This is a genomic window from Alishewanella sp. d11 (assembly GCF_049390205.1).
Classification (GTDB): Bacteria; Pseudomonadota; Gammaproteobacteria; order Enterobacterales; family Alteromonadaceae; genus Alishewanella.
Genome location: NZ_CP186547.1, coordinates 2,161,655 through 2,179,143, shown reverse-complemented (window position 1 = coordinate 2,179,143; position 17,489 = coordinate 2,161,655). Strand labels below are relative to the sequence as shown.

The following is a 17,489-nucleotide window of genomic DNA, read 5'->3' as shown; positions in this document are numbered from 1 at the left end:
TGGTGCAAGAGGAAACGTTATGCCGCAAGCTTCATGCAACAATGCTTTGGTAGATCAACTCACGACTGCTGTCCTGTTATTGGATCAGCAGCTAAATGTACGTTATTTTAATACTGCAAGCTGTGCTGTTTTAGGACTTGGTGAGAAACGTCTGAACCAACAATATTTTCCAGGTTTATTCCAGCATCTCGAAATGAAAGCCAGCCATTTACAGCATGCGTTACAAAGTCGTCAGGCATTTAGCGTGAGCGATGTGCAAGCGGTTTTAGTCGATGGTAGGCATTTATTGTTAGATATCGCAGTTACAGTAGTACTGGAACAGCAACCTGCCTGTTTATTACTGGAGTTGCGGCAAGTTGATCAACAACGGAAAATCAGCATGGAAAGCTTGCAACAACATCAACACTTGGCTGCACGTGAATTAATTCGGGGGTTGGCGCATGAAATTAAAAACCCACTCGGTGGGTTACGTGGTGCAGCACAATTGCTAGAAGAATCCCTAGATGATGAGCAAAAAGAGTATACCCAACTTATTATTGCGCAGGCAGATCGCCTACGGAATCTAGTCGATAGGCTGCTGGGCCCTTATCGTCCTCCCCAACTACGTTTAAGTAATCTGCATCAAATTGCTGAGCAAGTCCTACAGTTAGCGCAAATGGATAATCCAACCCATATTTATTTTCAGCGTGATTATGACCCGAGTATCCCAGTCTTTTTATTTGATCCTGAACTGCTAGAGCAGGCATTACTTAATATTGTACGTAACGCGCAGCAGGCGCTTAGCCAAGGAGGGCAAATCAGTTTACAAAGCCGTATCCTGCATCAACACACTTTACATGGCAAAAGATATAAACTGGTTGCTTGCATTAAGGTTATTGATAATGGCCCCGGTATTCCCAGCGCTATTCGTGATACTTTATTTTACCCAATGGTCAGCGGCAAGCCCGGCGGTACAGGCCTAGGCTTATCAATAGCACAAACACTCATTCACCAACAACGTGGTTGGATTGATTGTGAAAGCTGGCCAGGCCATACCGCCTTTATGATTTATCTACCAATTTCCGACTGCGAGGAAGATCTATGAACCAATGTGTCTGGATAATTGATGATGACAATTCTATACGCTGGGTTTTGGAAAAAGCATTAAGCAGAACAAATATCGCTTGCGAAAGCTTTGCCTCTGCAGATTTAATGTTGCAACGCTTGGAATATGAGCGCCCCGCCGTCGTGGTATCAGATATCCGTATGCCTGGCACCGACGGTATGGCTTTGTTGAGTAAACTTCAACAGCTGAGCCCAGACCTACCGGTAATCATTATGACGGCCCATTCTGATCTAGATAGTGCCGTTAATGCTTTCAAAAGAGGCGCTTTTGAATATTTACCTAAACCATTCGATGTCAACGATGCCGTAGCGTTAATTAATAGAGCTTTAGAGCATAGTAAAAATCAACTGGCAAAGCACCAGCCTCTGCCGCAAACTATCAGTCCTGAAATCATTGGTGAAGCTCCCGCGATGCAGGAGGTGTTTCGTGCTATTGGCCGTCTGGCACGATCTAGTATTAGCGTGTTGATAAATGGACAATCTGGAACCGGTAAAGAACTCGTTGCCAGAGCTTTACATAAACACAGCCCTCGCGCAGAGCAACCCTTTATTGCCTTAAATATGGCTGCCATTCCTAAAGACTTAATAGAGTCTGAGCTCTTCGGCCATGAAAAAGGCGCCTTTACTGGAGCAAACACCTTACGCAAGGGACGGTTTGAGCAAGCTGATGGCGGTACGCTGTTTTTAGATGAAATAGGCGATATGCCACTGGATGTGCAAACACGTTTGCTCAGGGTTCTCGCCGATGGCCAGTTTTACCGAGTTGGTGGCCATCAAGCAGTAAGCGTGGATGTACGAATTATTGCTGCGACACACCAAAATCTCGAACAACTGGCAAAAGACGGGAAATTTAGAGAAGATTTATTCCATCGCCTGAATGTCATTCGCGTTCATTTACCTACTTTAAAAGATCGTCGCCAAGATATTGCAAAGCTGGCGCGTCATTTTCTTGCTCAGGCCGCCACAGAGTTAAATGTTGAGGCAAAAACCTTAAGTAAAGATGCTGAACTGTTTTTAACCCATTTAGATTGGCCGGGGAATGTGCGGCAATTAGAAAACACCTGTCGCTGGCTTACCGTAATGGCAAGTGGTAAACATATTGTTGTCGCCGATATGCCACCTGAGTTGTCTCAACCGAGCAAAGCTATTCATAAGAACCAAACTGATGTCATTGATGGCGATTGGCAAAGCTTACTGGCGGCATGGGTAGCTGGGCGACTGGCAGCCGGTGACGAAAACATTCTGGCCGAAGCCGCACCCGCGTTTGAAAAAGTGATTCTAGAACAAGCGTTACGTTACACTCATGGCCATAAACAAGATGCGGCCCGCAAACTCGGTTGGGGCCGCAATACCTTAACGCGTAAACTAAAAGAACTTGGGGTAGATTAAGCTGAGTTTCCCCCAGCCTTAACTCTCGGCAAGCGCGGCTTTACTGCGGCGCCGTTCTTTTGTTCTTTCCGAGCGCTTTTTTGCACGCTGGCTATCCAATTGCTGCCGCTGTTCGTCAGTCAGTAACTGACGAATTTGATGCTGTAATTGCATGGCATGTAATTGCTGCTCCAACTGGCGCCCTTGTCTTTTCTCAAGCAACTCTCGAGCACTGGTCTTATCAAACTGCGGGGCGTCCATCAAAGTCCGCCAGGCTTGTCGATCGAAAGGAGCTTCGGAGCGTGGCGCACGGTTTTGGCGATGTTCGGCGACAAGTGCCTGGATAGCTACTTGCTGCTCAGGCGTTAATGCCAACTGTTTCAGGTTTTTGTTCAAGCGGGCCTGTAATGGCTGCCCGCTAGACACTTTTAGCGCGCGCTCATTTGCTGTTTCATTAGCGATTACTCCGCCACTTAACACCAGCAAGGCACCTAAAGTAATTAACACGGTTTTCATTTTCATATTCTGCACTCCTCTGTTGTGACCATGACAGCATAGCGGCACCATTGCAAAGCAACGCAAATAACAGGTAAAGATTCCGTAAAGAGCCTGACAGGTGAACTTGCTAAGAGTAAACTTACATGGAGAAACAAGGAGTAAAGCATGCCAAAGCACCCGCCAAAAATTCTGATGATTGATGATGATATTGAATTATGTCAACTCGTTGCAGAGTATCTGGCGCTTGACGGCTTTGAATTTGCAGCGGTGCACGATGGCCAAACGGGTTTAGCAAGCGTAAGTACGGCTAACGCCGATTTGATCTTACTTGATGTCATGTTGCCAAAACTGGATGGCTTATCAGTGTTAAAAGCGCTACGTGCTGGACCTTACTGTCCGGTATTAATGCTAACGGCACGCGGTGATGATATCGATCGTATTTTGGGCTTAGAGTTAGGTGCGGATGACTATCTCGCCAAGCCCTTTAATCCAAGAGAGTTAGTGGCACGGATTAAAGCTATTTTAAGACGTATTGAATTGACGCAACAAGATCATGCTCCAGCCATTAGTGTTTTTCAACTAAACGAAGTCGAACTTAACATCCAAAATCGTCAGGTTAGTTGCTGTGGCCAACTGGTAGTTCTCACCGCAACTGAATTCCAGTTACTCGAATTATTGATGCGTAAAGCGGGTGAAATCGTTAGTAAAGAAGAGTTAAGTAAGACGGTGCTTGGGCGTCGCTTACAAATGTATGATCGCAGCTTAGATATGCATATAAGTAATGTGCGTAAAAAGTTAGCGCAATTTAGCCAAGTAGAGAAAATTCAAACTATACGCGGCAGCGGTTACTTGTTTTTAACTGAGTCCAAGACATGAACTTCGAGCGTTTGAATCCGATAAACTCGCTTGCAGGACGAATTTTTGTCTGGTTCTGGCTGGTGTTATTACTCACGGTGAGCCTTACGTTGTTCCTAAGCAGGCAACTTATTGAAGATACCGAGATCCGTCGTTTAGCACCGCAATTGGTCATACAGCTGCAAAGGGAAGCGGCAAAGTTAAATAACCACACCAGCATACAAGCATTGTTAGAGCAGTTACAGCGCACCAATAGCAATAGCTGGATTCTAGTAGACGTAGAACAAAACCGGATTTTGACACCGCAAGCACTGCCAAGAAACTTTAACACAAACTGGCTAACCGAACTAAATCAGCTAAATAAACCCCGTTTATTGCGGCACAACAATACCCACTTAGCCGGCCCTTTTATGCTCAATATTAACCAACAACAGTTAGCGTTATACCAACAACGACAACGTCCCAGTCAACCTTGGTGGCGACTTAGTGGCTTATCAGCGCCTATTTTGGTTTTATTGTTGCTACTTACCTCGGCCGCGGCAAGTTTTATCCTAGCCATCTCCATTTCTCGGCCATTACGCGAACTGGTTAAGCAAAATCTGTGCTTTGCGGCTGGACAATTTGATAGCCGAGTGCCAAAGCTTGCTGAGCGTAAAGATGAGCTAGGCCAGCTGGGTCGAAGCTTTAATACCATGGCAGAACGCATCAGTACTTTATTACAAAATCAGCAAAGATTACTGCGGGATATTTCACATGAATTACGTTCACCGCTAGCCAGAGCACAACTCGCCCTAGGCTTAACCGAACGACAACAGGATTTACAACAACTGCCCAGAATTAAAAATGAACTAGAACGGCTAGATTCAATGCTAGACGAGTTACTTACCTACAGCCGCCTTGATGCGGGGCAGTACCAGCTGGATTTGCATGCCTGTGATTTGGTGGCCTTAACCGAAGAAGTTATTAGCATTAATCAATTAGATGCCGATAATAAAAGCCAGCAAATTAGTTTAGATGCGCCAGCACAGCTTTGGATCGAAGCGGATAGCCGCTTACTGGGCAGAGCAATTGAAAATATTTTACGAAATGCGCTGAAATATAGCCCGACGGCTAGTCGAATTGAATGCACCATAAAAGTGCAAGCAAAGGATGTCACGCTGAGTATCCGAGATCAAGGCCCAGGTCTACCAGAGAATTTACTTGAAGACATTTTTCAACCCTTTTTTCGGGTTAGTGATAGTCGAACACAAAGTACTGGTGGTACTGGCTTAGGCTTGGCAATTGTCGCCCAAATTATTCGGCAACATCGGGGCGAAGTGAGCGCTTCATTGCCCAATGGCGGTGGACTTCAGGTTAATATTAGACTTACACTACCAGCGAACCATTAAATTTCTCAGTAGAGCCCAATATTAACCCATGTCAGATCTGCCCTTTCCTGCCATACTACAATGTGTCACTGAATCAGAATTAGCTGAACATTGGCGTTCACGACTGCGTCCTTTTTGGCAGCAGCTGCAGCATGGGCAGTTTAAGGGTGTTGCTGGTGTGCCAATCCATTATAGTTTTTGTGTCACACCCGGCGCCACTCGAGCTTGGGTGATTAGTAGTGGTCGCATTGAAACTGCAATAAAATACACAGAACTTATCTATGAACTGCAGCAGGCTGGGTACAGCGTTTTTATTCTTGACCACCGAGGTCAAGGGCGATCCGGCAGGATGCAGGCAGATCCCCAGTTGGGCTATGTTGCCGACTTTCACGATTATCAGCAAGACTTAGTGACCTTCCTCACTGATATCGTTAAACCTGCAGGTTATCAGCAGCACTTGTTACTTGCGCACTCGATGGGGGCTGCTATTGCAACGGCATTGTTAACCCTGCCTCGCTGGCAGCAGTGGCAACATTTTTTTTCTGGCGCGGTGCTTTGTTCACCGATGTTCGGCATTTACACAGGAAAGGTGCCGAAATGGCTGGCGGAGCCTGCAGCTTTGCTCTACTGTCGCCTAGGTCAGCGATTGTTCGCAGAACAACGCTACTTTATTGGCCAAACCACGTATCAGGATAAACCCTTTGCTTTAAACGAGCTGACAGGCAGCCTTGCTCGCTATCAAGCGCTGAGGGACTGCTACCGAACCGAACCACTACTGCAGCTGGGGGGTGTGACTTGTCAATGGCTACACCAAGCTATTCTGGCGATGCGGCAGCTGTTAACCTATTCAAGTCGCTGCGCCACACCGATTTTATTACTGCAAGGTACGGATGATAACGTTGTGGCGAATGATGCGCAAAGGCGCTGGTTTGCACAACTCCCCGCTACTCTACCAAAACAACTGGTTGAGATACCGCAAGCTAAACATGAAATATTGATGGAACAAGATCCCTTGCGTCAGCTCGCACTTGCTACGATTAATAACTTCTTGAGCTCGCTAAACGCCACCGCTAAAACCTAGCTGCCGCCAAGCTTCATAACTGACGATACCGACGCTATTAGCGAGATTTAAACTTCGAGCATCGGCTTGCATAGGAATACGGATTTTTTGCTCGACAGGTAAACTGTCTCGAACGCTATCAGGCAAGCCTGAGGTTTCCGATCCGAACAATAACACATCACCTGCCTGATACTGCACTTGATGATAAAAGCGTTGTCCTCTGGTGGTTACAGCAAAAATACGTTTTCCCTGCATGGCTGCAGCAAATTGTTGATAATTAGCATAACGAGTAACTCGAGCTAAATCATGATAATCTAACCCTGCTCGACGTAATTTTTTTTCTTCAAAGTCAAACCCCATTGGCTCAATAATATGCAGTTGACTACCATTATTCGCAGCTAAACGAATGATATTCCCTGTATTTGGAGCTATGCGCGGTTCAAATAAAGCAATATGAAACATAATAAAAACCTTTTTAAAACAATCACGCAAATGTACTATTGCTGGGCTGACTTGCAAAGTGCTTTCTCTTAAATCACATTATTTTTGTCTTGGAAGCTGTACCCGCAGCTCAAAAACATCTATAGTCAAAACAGGTCAGAAATTAATCAGGAGTAGTTTCGTAATGACCCTAAATATCCGAGCGCTACTAGTCGTTCCTTTATTATTGCTAGCTCAGCCAGCGGCTGCTAACAATCAGCCTTTTGTCGAAGGGGCTTTTTTACTGATTGCAGTAATACTGTGCTTGGTGGTGCTCGTTTTGTCATTGGTTTTATATAGTTTGGGCCGTCGCCAACACAGGCTAGCGCAATTACGCACAAGCTTTAATGAATTGCTCTCTGAAACACAGGGCATTATTGCGCTACTCGATCGAAACCTGAACCTCCAAAACGGTAGCAGCTCTTTAAAACGTATTTTAAAACACGAACAAACGACTACAATTGCTGGTCCTTTGTATTTGTTTGCTGATGAAAGTGCTACCGAGCTACTTAACCACAAAGTAAAAAACCAGCTTAGGCTTGAAGGTCGGTGGGATGGTGCAGCTTGGCTGTTTAATGGCCACACCAGTGAGGCATTTCAATTAAGTATACAAGCAGTGCAACCCGATAAATTACGTGCACCTGTGTTTTTATTGTATGGCCAAAATATCAGCCAGCTCCGTAGAGAAAATGAACAACAACTGCTCCAGCAGTTAAGAGACAGCAATACCTTATTGCCAAATAAAAAATTATTTGAAGAACAACTGACCTTAACGTTACAGAGCTGCGATGAGCATTTCCCTGCGACTGCAGTTATCTATATGCAACTGGTGCCGGTTTTCCCTGAATATCCCTCTTCGCCACAACCCGATTTTAATCAATTGGCGATGCAAGTGGCAATTCGCTTACAACAAAGCCTTCCCTCTACGGTTTTACTCGCACGTTGTCAGACCGACGTTTTTGCCTTGCTGGTTCCACCGCATTTGTGTAATGAAAATAGTACCATTTTTGTCAATAAACTGGGCCACAAAATCCTTGGTTGCTTTGACCAACCAGAAACAGATGCCCTTAGCCGCGATTTAAATATATTCATTGGCATCAGCATCAGCCCCGTTGATGGTCTTGATGCTTATACGCTGTACAAAAGTGCAGAAAAAGCCGCCGTTAAAGCGGCCGTTCAAGGTAGAAATAGCCTTTGCTTCGCAGATAGCGCAAGCCAATTTCAAGCTCCGGATTATCTCGCTTTGGAAGCAGAATTAGAGCGTAGTGCGAAACAAAATGAATTCGAGGTTTATTACCAACCAAAGATAAGTATAAGCAGCAATTGTATTATAGGTTTCGAAGCCTTACTGCGTTGGCCTAGCCCGTTTCGTGGCATGCTACCGCCGCCAACCTTTATGCCGTTAGTGGAAGAAACCGGACTGATCATTCGTTTAGATCGACTGGTTTTCCGCAAAGCTTGCCAGCAGGTAAAACTCTGGGAAAAAACCGGCTTGATGCGAGGGCGTTTAGCCCTAAACATTTCGAATCAGCAGTTTGAACAACCTGATCTGTTAACATTTATGGCTTCGGTATTAGAAGAACATGATGTCAGCGCTGGTTTATTTGAACTTGAGTTGTCCGAAAGTATTTTTAACCATTCTACCCTTTGGCTTAGAGAGCGTTTAAATGGCCTAGTGAAAATGGGCTTTACGCTAATATTGGATAACTTTGGTGAAGGGATCTCTTCACTTACGCAATTGCGGCAATACCCATTGTCCGGTGTAAAATTATCGGCATCAATAATCAGATCGATTGAGCAACAAGAACAGCAAAGAAATATCTGTGCCACATTAATTCGGTTAACAGGTTATCTTGAACTGAGCGTTGCGGCAACCAATGTAGAAACAGAAAAGCAAGCCTACTTACTGCATGTCATGGGTTGTGATAGTCAACAAGGGTATCATTTTAGTAAAGCCGTTGCCGCAGCCGATATTGCCAAACTACTGGCTCGGGAGAGTAGTCAGCCAAAGAGTATGGCGGCAAATGAGTAAGGCGGAAAATGAATGATGGCGCAGTAAGCGCCATTATCTTTCGTGAATATATTTAAGCGGCTAACCTTAACTAATCTCGTCTTTCCGTTCCCGGCCTAATAAATCTTGAGCTGCCAATCGGACGTTTTTCGCTTGATAAAGCACTTGGAAGATTTGTTCCGTGATCGGCATTTCAACACCAACGCGTTGCGCTAAGTTAAATACCTCTTTCGCGTTACGGTAACCTTCAACGACCTGACCAATTTCTTGCATTGCCGCTTGAACATCTTTACCCTGCCCAAGTAACAAACCAAAACGGCGATTACGAGATTGATTATCAGTGCAGGTAAGCACCAGATCACCCAAACCAGCCATTCCCATAAAAGTATCTTTTTGTGCCCCTAGAGCACAGCCTAAACGGCTCATCTCGGCGAGACCACGCGTAATCAGCGCAGTGCGGGCGTTAGCACCAAAACCAATACCATCAGCCATACCAGCACCAATCGCAATCACGTTTTTTACGGCGCCACCAAGCTGTACGCCAATAAAATCTGGATTAGTATAAACTCTAAAGGTTTTAGCACAGTGCAACAGATCTGAAAGCTGTTGAATAAATTCAGGATCTTTAGAGGAAAGTGAAATCGCCGTCGGTAAGCCTGCAGCCATTTCTTTAGCAAAAGTAGGGCCGGACAGTACGGCTAAAGAGACCTTTGGGCCTAGAATATCTACGGCAACGTCTTGCAGTAAACGCCCTGTTTCAGGCTCTAAACCTTTGGTTGCCCAGGCTACACGAGCATTAGTAGCCAACAAGGGTTTTAATTGGTGTAGCGTTTCAGCAAAAGCATGGCTAGGTACAACCACCAGAATATCACGGCTGGCTTGCACCGCAGCAGCTAAATCCGCCGTTAACTGCAAACTAGCAGGCAATCGAGTATCGGGTAGGTACTTCTGATTAACGCCCTGTTGTTGTATCAAACTTATTTCCGTTTGATTGCGCCCCCACAGCGTAATGCTGTTGCCATTACGCGCTAAGCAGATAGCTAGCGCGGTACCATAAGATCCCGCGCCTAATACAGTAATTGCAGATGGTTGCAGCATTTAAGCGTTCAGCTGCTGGGTTTGACCTTGACGTTGTTGTAAATACTGAGCGAATAACGCATCAAAATTTACCGGCGCCAAGTTTAACTGTGGGAAAGTACCACGATTAACCAAGCTTGATACCGCCTCACGCGCATAAGGGAAAAGAATATTAGGACAAAAAGCAGCAAGCATATGTGCCATCTGCATTTCTTCTAACTCACCGATTGAAAAAATACCCGCTTGTTGAACTTCGCAAAGGAAAGCGGTTTCTTCACCTACAGTGGTGGTCACTGTTAATGACAATACAACCTGATAGGTATTATCATCAAGCTTTTCACTGCGAGTGTCTAAATCTAACTTAACTTCCGGCTTCCACTCTTTACGAAAAATAGCAGGTGCATTCGGTGCTTCGAAAGAAATATCTTTTACAAAAATACGCTGGATTGCAAATTGTAAACCTTGGTCAGCTTGCTCCGCTGCTACACCATTTGCTTGTTGTTCTGCCATGATAAATCCTATTTTGAATTATGCTTGTAATAAAGGGTCAAGTTTGCCGGCAGCATTGAGTGCCATGATATCATCGCAGCCACCTAGGTGCTGTCCATTCACGAAAACTTGCGGGACCGTGGTGCGGCCACCAGCACGCTGAATCATTTCTTCTCGCCGCTCTGGTTGTAAATCAATACGAACTTCCTGATATGCAACCTGCTTTTCGCGTAGCAAACCAATAGCACGCACACAATAAGGACAATATGCCTTAGTGTAAATAGTGACTTCAGCCATTATTACCTCTTTGTTTTCACTACTGGCAAGCTGGCACCCGTCCATGCCCCCATGCCGCCTTGTAAGATTGAGACTTTTGTAAAGCCAAGTTTAGCCAGAGATGCGGCTGCTTTACTTGCACTCATACCTGCCTGACATACTACAATAATGGGAGCATCTTTTTGCTTTTCAAGCCCAGCCAGTTTTTCACTGTCAATTTCTGCCTGTTTGATGTTTTTTGCATCAGTAATATGGCCTTTACGAAACTCATCTTCATTTCGAATATCCACAACTACCGCATTTTCACGATTGACCAACAAGGTTAATTCCGTTGGCGATATCGCTTTGATGGGGGATAACAACGACTTTAACCAACTACCGATGATTAATAAGAACAATACAACCCAAACCCCACTTAACAAGGGGTGGTTGCCGAGAAATTCAACAAATTGGCTCATAACTACAAATTCTCAGGTTGAAATTAAAACAACGCTGAGTATACCCACTTTGTGCAAAATCGACATCTAAAAAATCGGCTTTAACACAGGCCTAAGTGACTTTACACGAATCATTACTGGAGAAATAACAAAAAATCGGTAAGATACTAACTTCAACTTTTTCAGCAGTTTTTCGCTTACAAACTTGTTTATGGAGATGTTATGAACCAACCGAAAAAACCTCTGGTATTATTGATCCTTGACGGTTGGGGCTATCGCGAACAAACCGAAAATAATGCTATTGCACAAGCGAATACCCCGGTCATGGACGCGTTATGGCAAGCTTACCCACACAGCCTCATTTCTGGTTCAGGCTTAGATGTTGGTTTACCCGATGGCCAAATGGGTAACTCTGAGGTCGGCCATGTTAACCTTGGTTCAGGTCGAATTGTTTACCAAGATTTCACGCGTATCACTAAAGCAATCGAAGACGGTGATTTTTTCCAAAACGACGTCCTTGTTAATGCTGTTGAAAAAGCGGTTGCTGCGGATAAAGCAGTGCATATCATGGGATTGCTATCTCCGGGTGGCGTGCACAGCCACGAAGAACATTTACTGGCGATGGTAAAGTTGGCAGAGCAGCAAGGTGCTACACGAATTTATTTGCATGCGTTTTTAGATGGCCGGGATACGCCGCCGCGCAGCGCCGCAAACTCCTTAGCCTTATTCGAGCAACACTTTGCACATAGTGGTAAAGGTCAGATTGCCTCTATTATTGGTCGCTATTATGCGATGGATCGTGACAAACGCTGGGATCGCGTGCAGCAAGCTTATGACTTGTTAACTCAGGGCAAGGCGCTATACCAGTTCTCCACTGCAAGTGCTGCTCTCGCGGCAGCGTATGAGCGCGATGAAAATGATGAATTTGTAAAAGCTTCGGTGATTTTAACGGCGGAAGGAAAGGCTGTTACAATGGAAGACGGCGATGCGCTGATTTTTATGAACTTTAGAGCTGACCGAGCCAGACAATTTACGCGCGCTTTTGTCGAACCCGAGTTTGCAGGCTTTACCAGGCAGGTTCAACCTAAGCTAAGCAGCTTTATCATGCTCACCGAATACGCCGCTGATATCAAAGCCCCCTGTGCCTACCCGCCAGAAAGTTTGCATAATGTGTTAGGCGAATGGCTGGCCAAACACCACAAAACGCAATTGCGGATCTCCGAAACAGAAAAATATGCCCATGTGACGTTTTTCTTCTCTGGTGGCCGCGAAGAGGTTTTTGCTGGCGAAGAACGTATTTTAATTCCATCACCGCAAGTCGCTACCTATGATTTACAACCTGAGATGAATGCTGTTGAGCTAACTGATAAGCTGGTGGCTGCCATTCATAGTGGACAGTTTGATGTGATTATTTGTAACTATCCAAATGGCGATATGGTGGGACACACCGGTATTATGAGTGCAGCGATAAAAGCAGTTGAAGCCGTTGATCAAAGCATTGGCAGAGTAGTCGAGGCATTAAAGTCAGTAGGTGGCGAATGTTTAATCACGGCTGATCATGGTAATGCTGAAATGATGCAAGACGAAACATCAGGTCAGGCTCACACCGCCCATACCAGCGGCCCAGTGCCACTTATTTACGTTGGTCGCCCAGCAACTGCAATCTCTGGCGGCATCTTAAGTGATATTGCACCTACCATGCTGCATTTGCTCGGCTTGCCGAAACCTGCAGAGATGACCGGCAAGGTTTTAATGCAATTACACTAAATGCTACATTTTTTAGGCTATGACTCACTCAAACACTGGTGCATTGCTGCACTGGTGTGTGTGTGTGTGTCTATGATCCCCGCCTTTGCGCAAAACACCCCTACTGCTGAACGAGAACTGCAGCAAGTTCAGCAGCAAATTAAGCAAACAGAACAAACGCTTAGACAACAAAGACGACAGCTGCAACAAGCAGAGCAAAAATTACAACAAGCCGACCAAGCTTTAGCACAAGCCTCTTTAAAACTGCGGCAAACCACAGCGCGTAAACAACAGCTAGAACAAGAAAGTGCCCGCTTAAGTTTACAACAGCAAAAGTTACAACAAGAGCTTACCACACAGCAAAAACTCTTAGCTGCGCAATTAAAAAGCGCTTATAGCATGGGACAGCATGACTATTCCCGCTTATTGCTCAACCAGCAAGATACTGCAAAACTTGAGCGAATACTGACGTACTATCAGTATTTTAATCAGGCACGTATGCGACAATTGGCAAAGATCAACAAAACTGTCCAAGAGTTAGCGCAAATTGCAGCGAAACTAAACGAGCAACAAGTACTGATTCAAGCTGAATTAACTAATTTAGAACAGCAACAACAACAACTCACCGTAGCCCGAGCCAGCCAACAAGACTCGATAAAACAGTTACAGTCAGTTTTAGCGGAGCAAGGAAACCAGCTAAGCTATTTACGTCAGAATGAAAGTAGCCTTCAAAATACCATCAACGAGTTACGCAGACTGGCAGATCTTAATAAAGATATGGCTGGTCTTACTGCAGGCAAAGGAAAATACCCTTGGCCAGTCAAAGGCCAATTATTACAACGCTTTGGCCAAAATCGTCAAGGAGGGATGCCCGCTAGGGGAATTTTAATCAAGGGAATTAATGGTGCCAATGTCCAAGCCATAGCTGAAGGCCGAGTCATCTATGCAGACTGGCTAAAAGGTTATGGTTGGGTCATCGTCTTAGATCATGGTGCAGGTTTTATGTCACTCTACGGCCATAATCAAACCTTACTGAAACAACCCGGCGATCGTGTAAGTTCAGGTGAGGCAATAGCGCTAGTAGGCGCCAGCGGTGGTCAAGCGGATCCCGCGCTGTATTTTGAAATAAGAGACAAAGGGGAAGCCATTAATCCCTTACTCTGGTTAACACGCCCTTAGCAGGCGTGACCTTTAGATATTGTTATTATTAAAAAACAAGATTAAGCCCAACACATAATTAAGGATAGCATGGTCGTGCAAGCGCGTTTTTTATTACTTCTCTCAATCCTATTCATACATGGTCTAGCAATAGCCAGCCCTCGCATCGCCATTATTATCGACGATATTGGCTATCAGAAATCTGATTTAACTATGGTAGCGCTGCCTTACAACCTTACCATGGCTGTTTTACCTCATACTCCCTATGGCAGGCAAGCAGCTCAATTGGCATTCACTCAACAAAAAGATGTTATTCTTCATATGCCAATGGAAGCAACAAACCAAAACGCCCTTGGTCAAGGAGCGTTAACTCAAGGGATGTCACGTCAGGATATACACCATACCTTGGCGTTAGCCTTGGCTGATATCCCTTACGCTATTGGTATTAATAACCATATGGGGAGTCTTTTTACGGCGTTAGACCAACCCATGTCTTGGACTATGGAGTATTTAGAGCAACGGCAACTTTTTTTTATTGATAGTTTAACAACGCCCAAGAGCACAGCAAAATATTACGCAGCAAAGCATAATGTAGCACTACTTGCGCGCCATGTTTTTCTAGATAATGAACAAAACCAACCAGCAATAGAGAGACAATTTCAACAGTTAATCGACATCGCTAAGCGACATCAAACCGCTATTGCTATTGGCCACCCCTATCCTGAAACCTATCGTTTTTTACAACAGCGCTTACCACAATTAGCGGCAGAAGGCGTAGAGTTAGTCACCATTTCTGCGTTACTACCGGCAACGCATCAAGTTATAGCCGCAGGATTTACTGAACCAGCGGGTTTGCATACTCAAGGTAAATAAAAAAGCTCCGGAACTTGCGCACCGGAGCTTCAGCAAATACTAAGAGTGTTAACTAGCTAGGGCCTGTTGTAGTTTTTTCATCGCATTTTTTTCTAGTTGGCGTACACGTTCTGCGGACACCTGATAGCGATCAGCCAGATCTTGTAGCGTTAGCTTTTGATTGTCTAACCAACGCGCCCGTACAATATCTTGGCTACGCTCATCTAAAGTGCGAATGGCAGCCTGTAAACGATCAACCGCTGCGGTATCCCATTGATCATCCGCAACTTGCTCAGCTAAATCTGACGCTTTATCTTCCAGATAATAGACTGGCGCAGTGTGAGCATTCTCTTCATCATCATCTGGCGCGTCAAATGGCATATCGTAGTTGCTCATACGAGATTCCATCTCGCGCACTTCATGCTCAGCGACGCCAAGAGATTCGGCGACGTTTTTCACCTCTTCTTGATTAAACCAACCAAGATGTTTTTTGGCTTTACGTAAATTAAAAAATAACTTGCGTTGTGCTTTGGTGGTAGCAATTTTAACAATGCGCCAGTTTTTCAGCACATACTCATGAATTTCCGCTTTAATCCAATGCACCGCAAAAGAGACTAAGCGAACACCTACGGCAGGGTCGAAGCGCTTTACGGCTTTCATTAAGCCAATATTGCCTTCCTGAATCAAATCGCTAACTGGTAAGCCATAACCTGAGTAACTGCGAGCAATGTGTACAACAAAGCGCAAATGCGACATGATTAATTGGCGAGCCGCCTCTAAATCACCATCTTGCTGCAAACGCTCGGCTAAATTGCGCTCTTCCTCTGCACTTAGCATAGGAATACTACTAACTGCGTGTGTATAAGCTTCCAGACTACCGCTGGCTGCTACTGTAAGTGGCATAAAAGCTGATTTTGTCATGGTATTGCTCATCCTATTGAAACTCGATGCAAGAATATTAGCACTCTTTGGCGGAGAGTGCTAATGGTAGTTTCACTATTTTTAAGAACGGCTTGTTCTAATAAATATCATTTCAATAATTTGATAAACTATGGACCAGAAGGCTCAATAGCATGAAGATGACGACGAACAGATAAGTAAGAACCAACGACACCTAAGAGCACAGCAAGCGAAATAACGCTAAGAAACTCGAAGAGACTCATCGCCTGAATTTGAAAATGACTGTCATATAATTCAGTGATAGCTTGAATAGCAGTACCTAACCACCATAATAATATTTCACAAACGATAAAGGCCAAGATACCACCGAGAATGCCATACCAGAAACCGGTGTAAAGAAATGGACGCTGAATAAACGCATCTGTCGCGCCAACGAGTTTCATGACCTCAATTTCTTCGCGCTTGTTCATAATAGATAGGCGTATCGTATTGCTCACAATAAAAAGTACTGCACTTAACAGTAACAAACCGATAGCAATCACCGCTTGTTGCATTAAACGCACAATAGCTTCTAACCGTATAAGCCATTCCAAGTCGAGTTTAGCGAGTTCGACGATCCGCTCCTGACTTAATTGCTGCATTAATGCTCTGGCAGCAGCGGGATCCGTATTCACCGGTTGCACCACCAAAACATCAGGTAAAGGATTATCGGTTAAATAATTGAGTGCGGCGCCAAAGCCCGAAGCTTGTTGAAATTCCGCCATGGCTTGCGCTTTAGTAATATGTTGCACCGAAGCGATTTTCGCATCAGCATTCAAAATAGTGATTAAACTCTGAATTTGTTGCGTTGAGGCCGTATCTTGCAAAAATAAGTTTATCTCGGCGGCCTTAGCAAAACCACCACTGATTTGTTGCGCATTTTTGACCAATAAATGTAAGGTTACCGGTAAGGTTAAACTCAACCCAAGCACCATAATTGTCAGTATGGAAGCGGCTGGGGTGCGCCATAACTCTCCTAAACTGGCAATACTCTGCCGAATATGATGCACAAAAAACATCAAAAAACGTCTGATGATGCCAATACGATTTGCTGTTGCCCCACTCGCTCGGCCACTAAACAGGATACTCATAATGGCTCCTGTAATGGCATTAAGCCATCATTAATCATTTTCCCTTGCTTTAATGTTAGCGTTCGATAACGCATCCGCGCAATCAAACCTAAATCATGTGTCGCGACTAAAACAGAAACGCCCACCTGATTAAAGGCTTCAAATACTCGCATAATATCGCGCGACAAATCAGGATCCAAATTACCTGTGGGCTCATCTGCCAACAAGAGCGGGGGTTTATTCACTACCGCACGGGCTATACCGACCCTTTGCTGTTCACCACCAGATAAGGTTTCAGGCAAACAACGTTGTTTATCCAGTAATCCCACTTTATCTAAGGCGGCGTGCACACGCTTGACCATTTCCTTACCAGTAAAGCCTTCAATGACTAAAGGTAAAGCCACATTGTCGAATACGGTATGATTCATTAGCAAACGATGGTTTTGAAAAATAATACCGACATCGCGTCTTACATAAGGCACCTGACTGCGCTTCAACCGACTCAAATCCACGTTATTAATCATCACGCGCCCTGTACTCGGTCGCTCAATCATACTAATCAATTTTAAAATGGTGCTTTTGCCAGCCCCAGAATGACCGGTTAGAAACGCCATCTCCCCCTTAGCGATACGAAAATTGATGCGCTCTAGTGCGACAAAACCGCCAGGATAGGTTTTACTGACCTGATCAAACTGCAACATG

The 17,489-nt window shown here is 44.8% G+C and carries 18 protein-coding genes; 9 read left to right on the top strand and 9 right to left on the bottom strand.

Features of this window, described 5'->3' with window-relative positions; genetic code table 11:
• Positions 1-19 precede the first annotated feature (19 nt).
• Both glnL and glnG read left to right on the top strand, forming a co-directional pair.
• Positions 20-1,084 (top strand): nitrogen regulation protein NR(II), encoded by a 1,065-nt coding sequence (gene glnL, locus ACO1PK_RS09920; protein WP_423185476.1) that lies wholly within the window; start codon positions 20-22, stop codon positions 1,082-1,084.
• Complete coding sequence (gene glnG / locus ACO1PK_RS09915; protein WP_423185475.1) at positions 1,081-2,493, top strand: nitrogen regulation protein NR(I); 1,413 nt, start codon at positions 1,081-1,083, stop codon at positions 2,491-2,493. Before glnL ends, glnG begins: the two co-directional genes overlap by 4 nt.
• A gap of 18 nt (positions 2,494-2,511) precedes the next feature.
• Here the strand turns inward: glnG and ACO1PK_RS09910 are convergent, their stop codons facing one another.
• Entirely contained in the window at positions 2,512-2,994 is a 483-nt protein-coding gene (locus tag ACO1PK_RS09910; protein ID WP_423185474.1) for a Spy/CpxP family protein refolding chaperone, read from the bottom strand.
• 141 nt (positions 2,995-3,135) lie between these two features.
• Between ACO1PK_RS09910 and ACO1PK_RS09905 the strand changes: the two genes are divergently transcribed.
• Genes ACO1PK_RS09905 through ACO1PK_RS09895 form a run of 3 tightly spaced genes read left to right on the top strand, consistent with a single transcriptional unit; the run spans position 3,136 to position 6,273 of the window.
• The gene (locus tag ACO1PK_RS09905) at positions 3,136-3,846 is read left to right on the top strand and encodes a response regulator (RefSeq protein WP_423185473.1); all 711 of its coding nucleotides are present in this window, start codon (positions 3,136-3,138) and stop codon (positions 3,844-3,846) included.
• The gene (locus ACO1PK_RS09900; protein WP_423185472.1) at positions 3,843-5,213 is read left to right on the top strand and encodes an ATP-binding protein; all 1,371 of its coding nucleotides are present in this window, start codon (positions 3,843-3,845) and stop codon (positions 5,211-5,213) included. Before ACO1PK_RS09905 ends, ACO1PK_RS09900 begins: the two co-directional genes overlap by 4 nt.
• A 28-nt stretch (positions 5,214-5,241) precedes the next feature.
• The gene (locus ACO1PK_RS09895; protein ID WP_423185471.1) at positions 5,242-6,273 is read left to right on the top strand and encodes an alpha/beta fold hydrolase; all 1,032 of its coding nucleotides are present in this window, start codon (positions 5,242-5,244) and stop codon (positions 6,271-6,273) included.
• On the opposite strand, the gene ACO1PK_RS09890 is transcribed toward ACO1PK_RS09895, so the two are convergent.
• Positions 6,250-6,714, bottom strand: coding sequence for a tRNA (cytidine(34)-2'-O)-methyltransferase (locus ACO1PK_RS09890; protein WP_423185470.1), 465 nt, complete (start codon positions 6,712-6,714; stop codon positions 6,250-6,252). The genes ACO1PK_RS09895 and ACO1PK_RS09890 overlap by 24 nt on opposite strands.
• A 163-nt stretch (positions 6,715-6,877) precedes the next feature.
• On the opposite strand from ACO1PK_RS09890, the gene ACO1PK_RS09885 reads away from it, so the two are divergent.
• The gene (locus tag ACO1PK_RS09885; RefSeq protein ID WP_423185469.1) at positions 6,878-8,764 is read left to right on the top strand and encodes a putative bifunctional diguanylate cyclase/phosphodiesterase; all 1,887 of its coding nucleotides are present in this window, start codon (positions 6,878-6,880) and stop codon (positions 8,762-8,764) included.
• A gap of 66 nt (positions 8,765-8,830) precedes the next feature.
• Here ACO1PK_RS09885 and gpsA read toward each other — a convergent pair whose 3' ends face one another.
• The 4 genes from gpsA to ACO1PK_RS09865 are packed head-to-tail and all read right to left on the bottom strand — an operon-like array spanning position 8,831 to position 11,043.
• Positions 8,831-9,841, bottom strand: coding sequence for an NAD(P)H-dependent glycerol-3-phosphate dehydrogenase (gene gpsA / locus ACO1PK_RS09880; RefSeq protein ID WP_423185468.1), 1,011 nt, complete (start codon positions 9,839-9,841; stop codon positions 8,831-8,833).
• Positions 9,842-10,330 carry a protein-export chaperone SecB gene (gene secB / locus ACO1PK_RS09875; RefSeq protein WP_423185467.1) on the bottom strand — a complete coding sequence of 163 codons (489 nt, stop codon included), beginning with the start codon at positions 10,328-10,330 and terminating at the stop codon, positions 9,842-9,844. It lies immediately after the preceding gene.
• 18 nt (positions 10,331-10,348) lie between these two features.
• Positions 10,349-10,606, bottom strand: coding sequence for a glutaredoxin 3 (gene grxC, locus ACO1PK_RS09870; protein ID WP_423185466.1), 258 nt, complete (start codon positions 10,604-10,606; stop codon positions 10,349-10,351).
• 2 nt (positions 10,607-10,608) lie between these two features.
• Positions 10,609-11,043 carry a rhodanese-like domain-containing protein gene (locus ACO1PK_RS09865; protein ID WP_423185465.1) on the bottom strand — a complete coding sequence of 145 codons (435 nt, stop codon included), beginning with the start codon at positions 11,041-11,043 and terminating at the stop codon, positions 10,609-10,611.
• A gap of 201 nt (positions 11,044-11,244) precedes the next feature.
• On the opposite strand from ACO1PK_RS09865, the gene gpmM reads away from it, so the two are divergent.
• From gpmM to ACO1PK_RS09850, 3 genes are all read left to right on the top strand, one after another.
• Positions 11,245-12,789: a 2,3-bisphosphoglycerate-independent phosphoglycerate mutase gene (gpmM, locus tag ACO1PK_RS09860; protein WP_423185464.1), complete on the top strand. Its 1,545-nt coding sequence runs from the start codon at positions 11,245-11,247 to the stop codon at positions 12,787-12,789.
• Complete coding sequence (locus ACO1PK_RS09855) at positions 12,790-13,947, top strand: murein hydrolase activator EnvC family protein (RefSeq protein ID WP_423185463.1); 1,158 nt, start codon at positions 12,790-12,792, stop codon at positions 13,945-13,947.
• A 69-nt stretch (positions 13,948-14,016) separates the two neighbouring features.
• On the top strand, positions 14,017-14,799 hold the full coding sequence (locus tag ACO1PK_RS09850; RefSeq protein WP_423185462.1) for a divergent polysaccharide deacetylase family protein: 783 nt from the start codon (positions 14,017-14,019) through the stop codon (positions 14,797-14,799).
• Positions 14,800-14,847: 48 nt separating this feature from the next.
• On the opposite strand, the gene rpoH is transcribed toward ACO1PK_RS09850, so the two are convergent.
• The 3 genes from rpoH to ftsE form a co-directional block, all read right to left on the bottom strand.
• Positions 14,848-15,699 (bottom strand): RNA polymerase sigma factor RpoH, encoded by an 852-nt coding sequence (gene rpoH / locus ACO1PK_RS09845; protein ID WP_423185461.1) that lies wholly within the window; start codon positions 15,697-15,699, stop codon positions 14,848-14,850.
• Positions 15,700-15,827: 128 nt separating this feature from the next.
• A complete protein-coding gene (gene ftsX / locus ACO1PK_RS09840; protein WP_423185460.1) occupies positions 15,828-16,808 on the bottom strand; it encodes a permease-like cell division protein FtsX in 981 nt (326 codons plus the stop codon).
• Complete coding sequence (gene ftsE / locus ACO1PK_RS09835; RefSeq protein ID WP_423185459.1) at positions 16,805-17,488, bottom strand: cell division ATP-binding protein FtsE; 684 nt, start codon at positions 17,486-17,488, stop codon at positions 16,805-16,807. Before ftsE ends, ftsX begins: the two co-directional genes overlap by 4 nt.
• Between the last annotated feature and the right edge of the window lies 1 nt (position 17,489).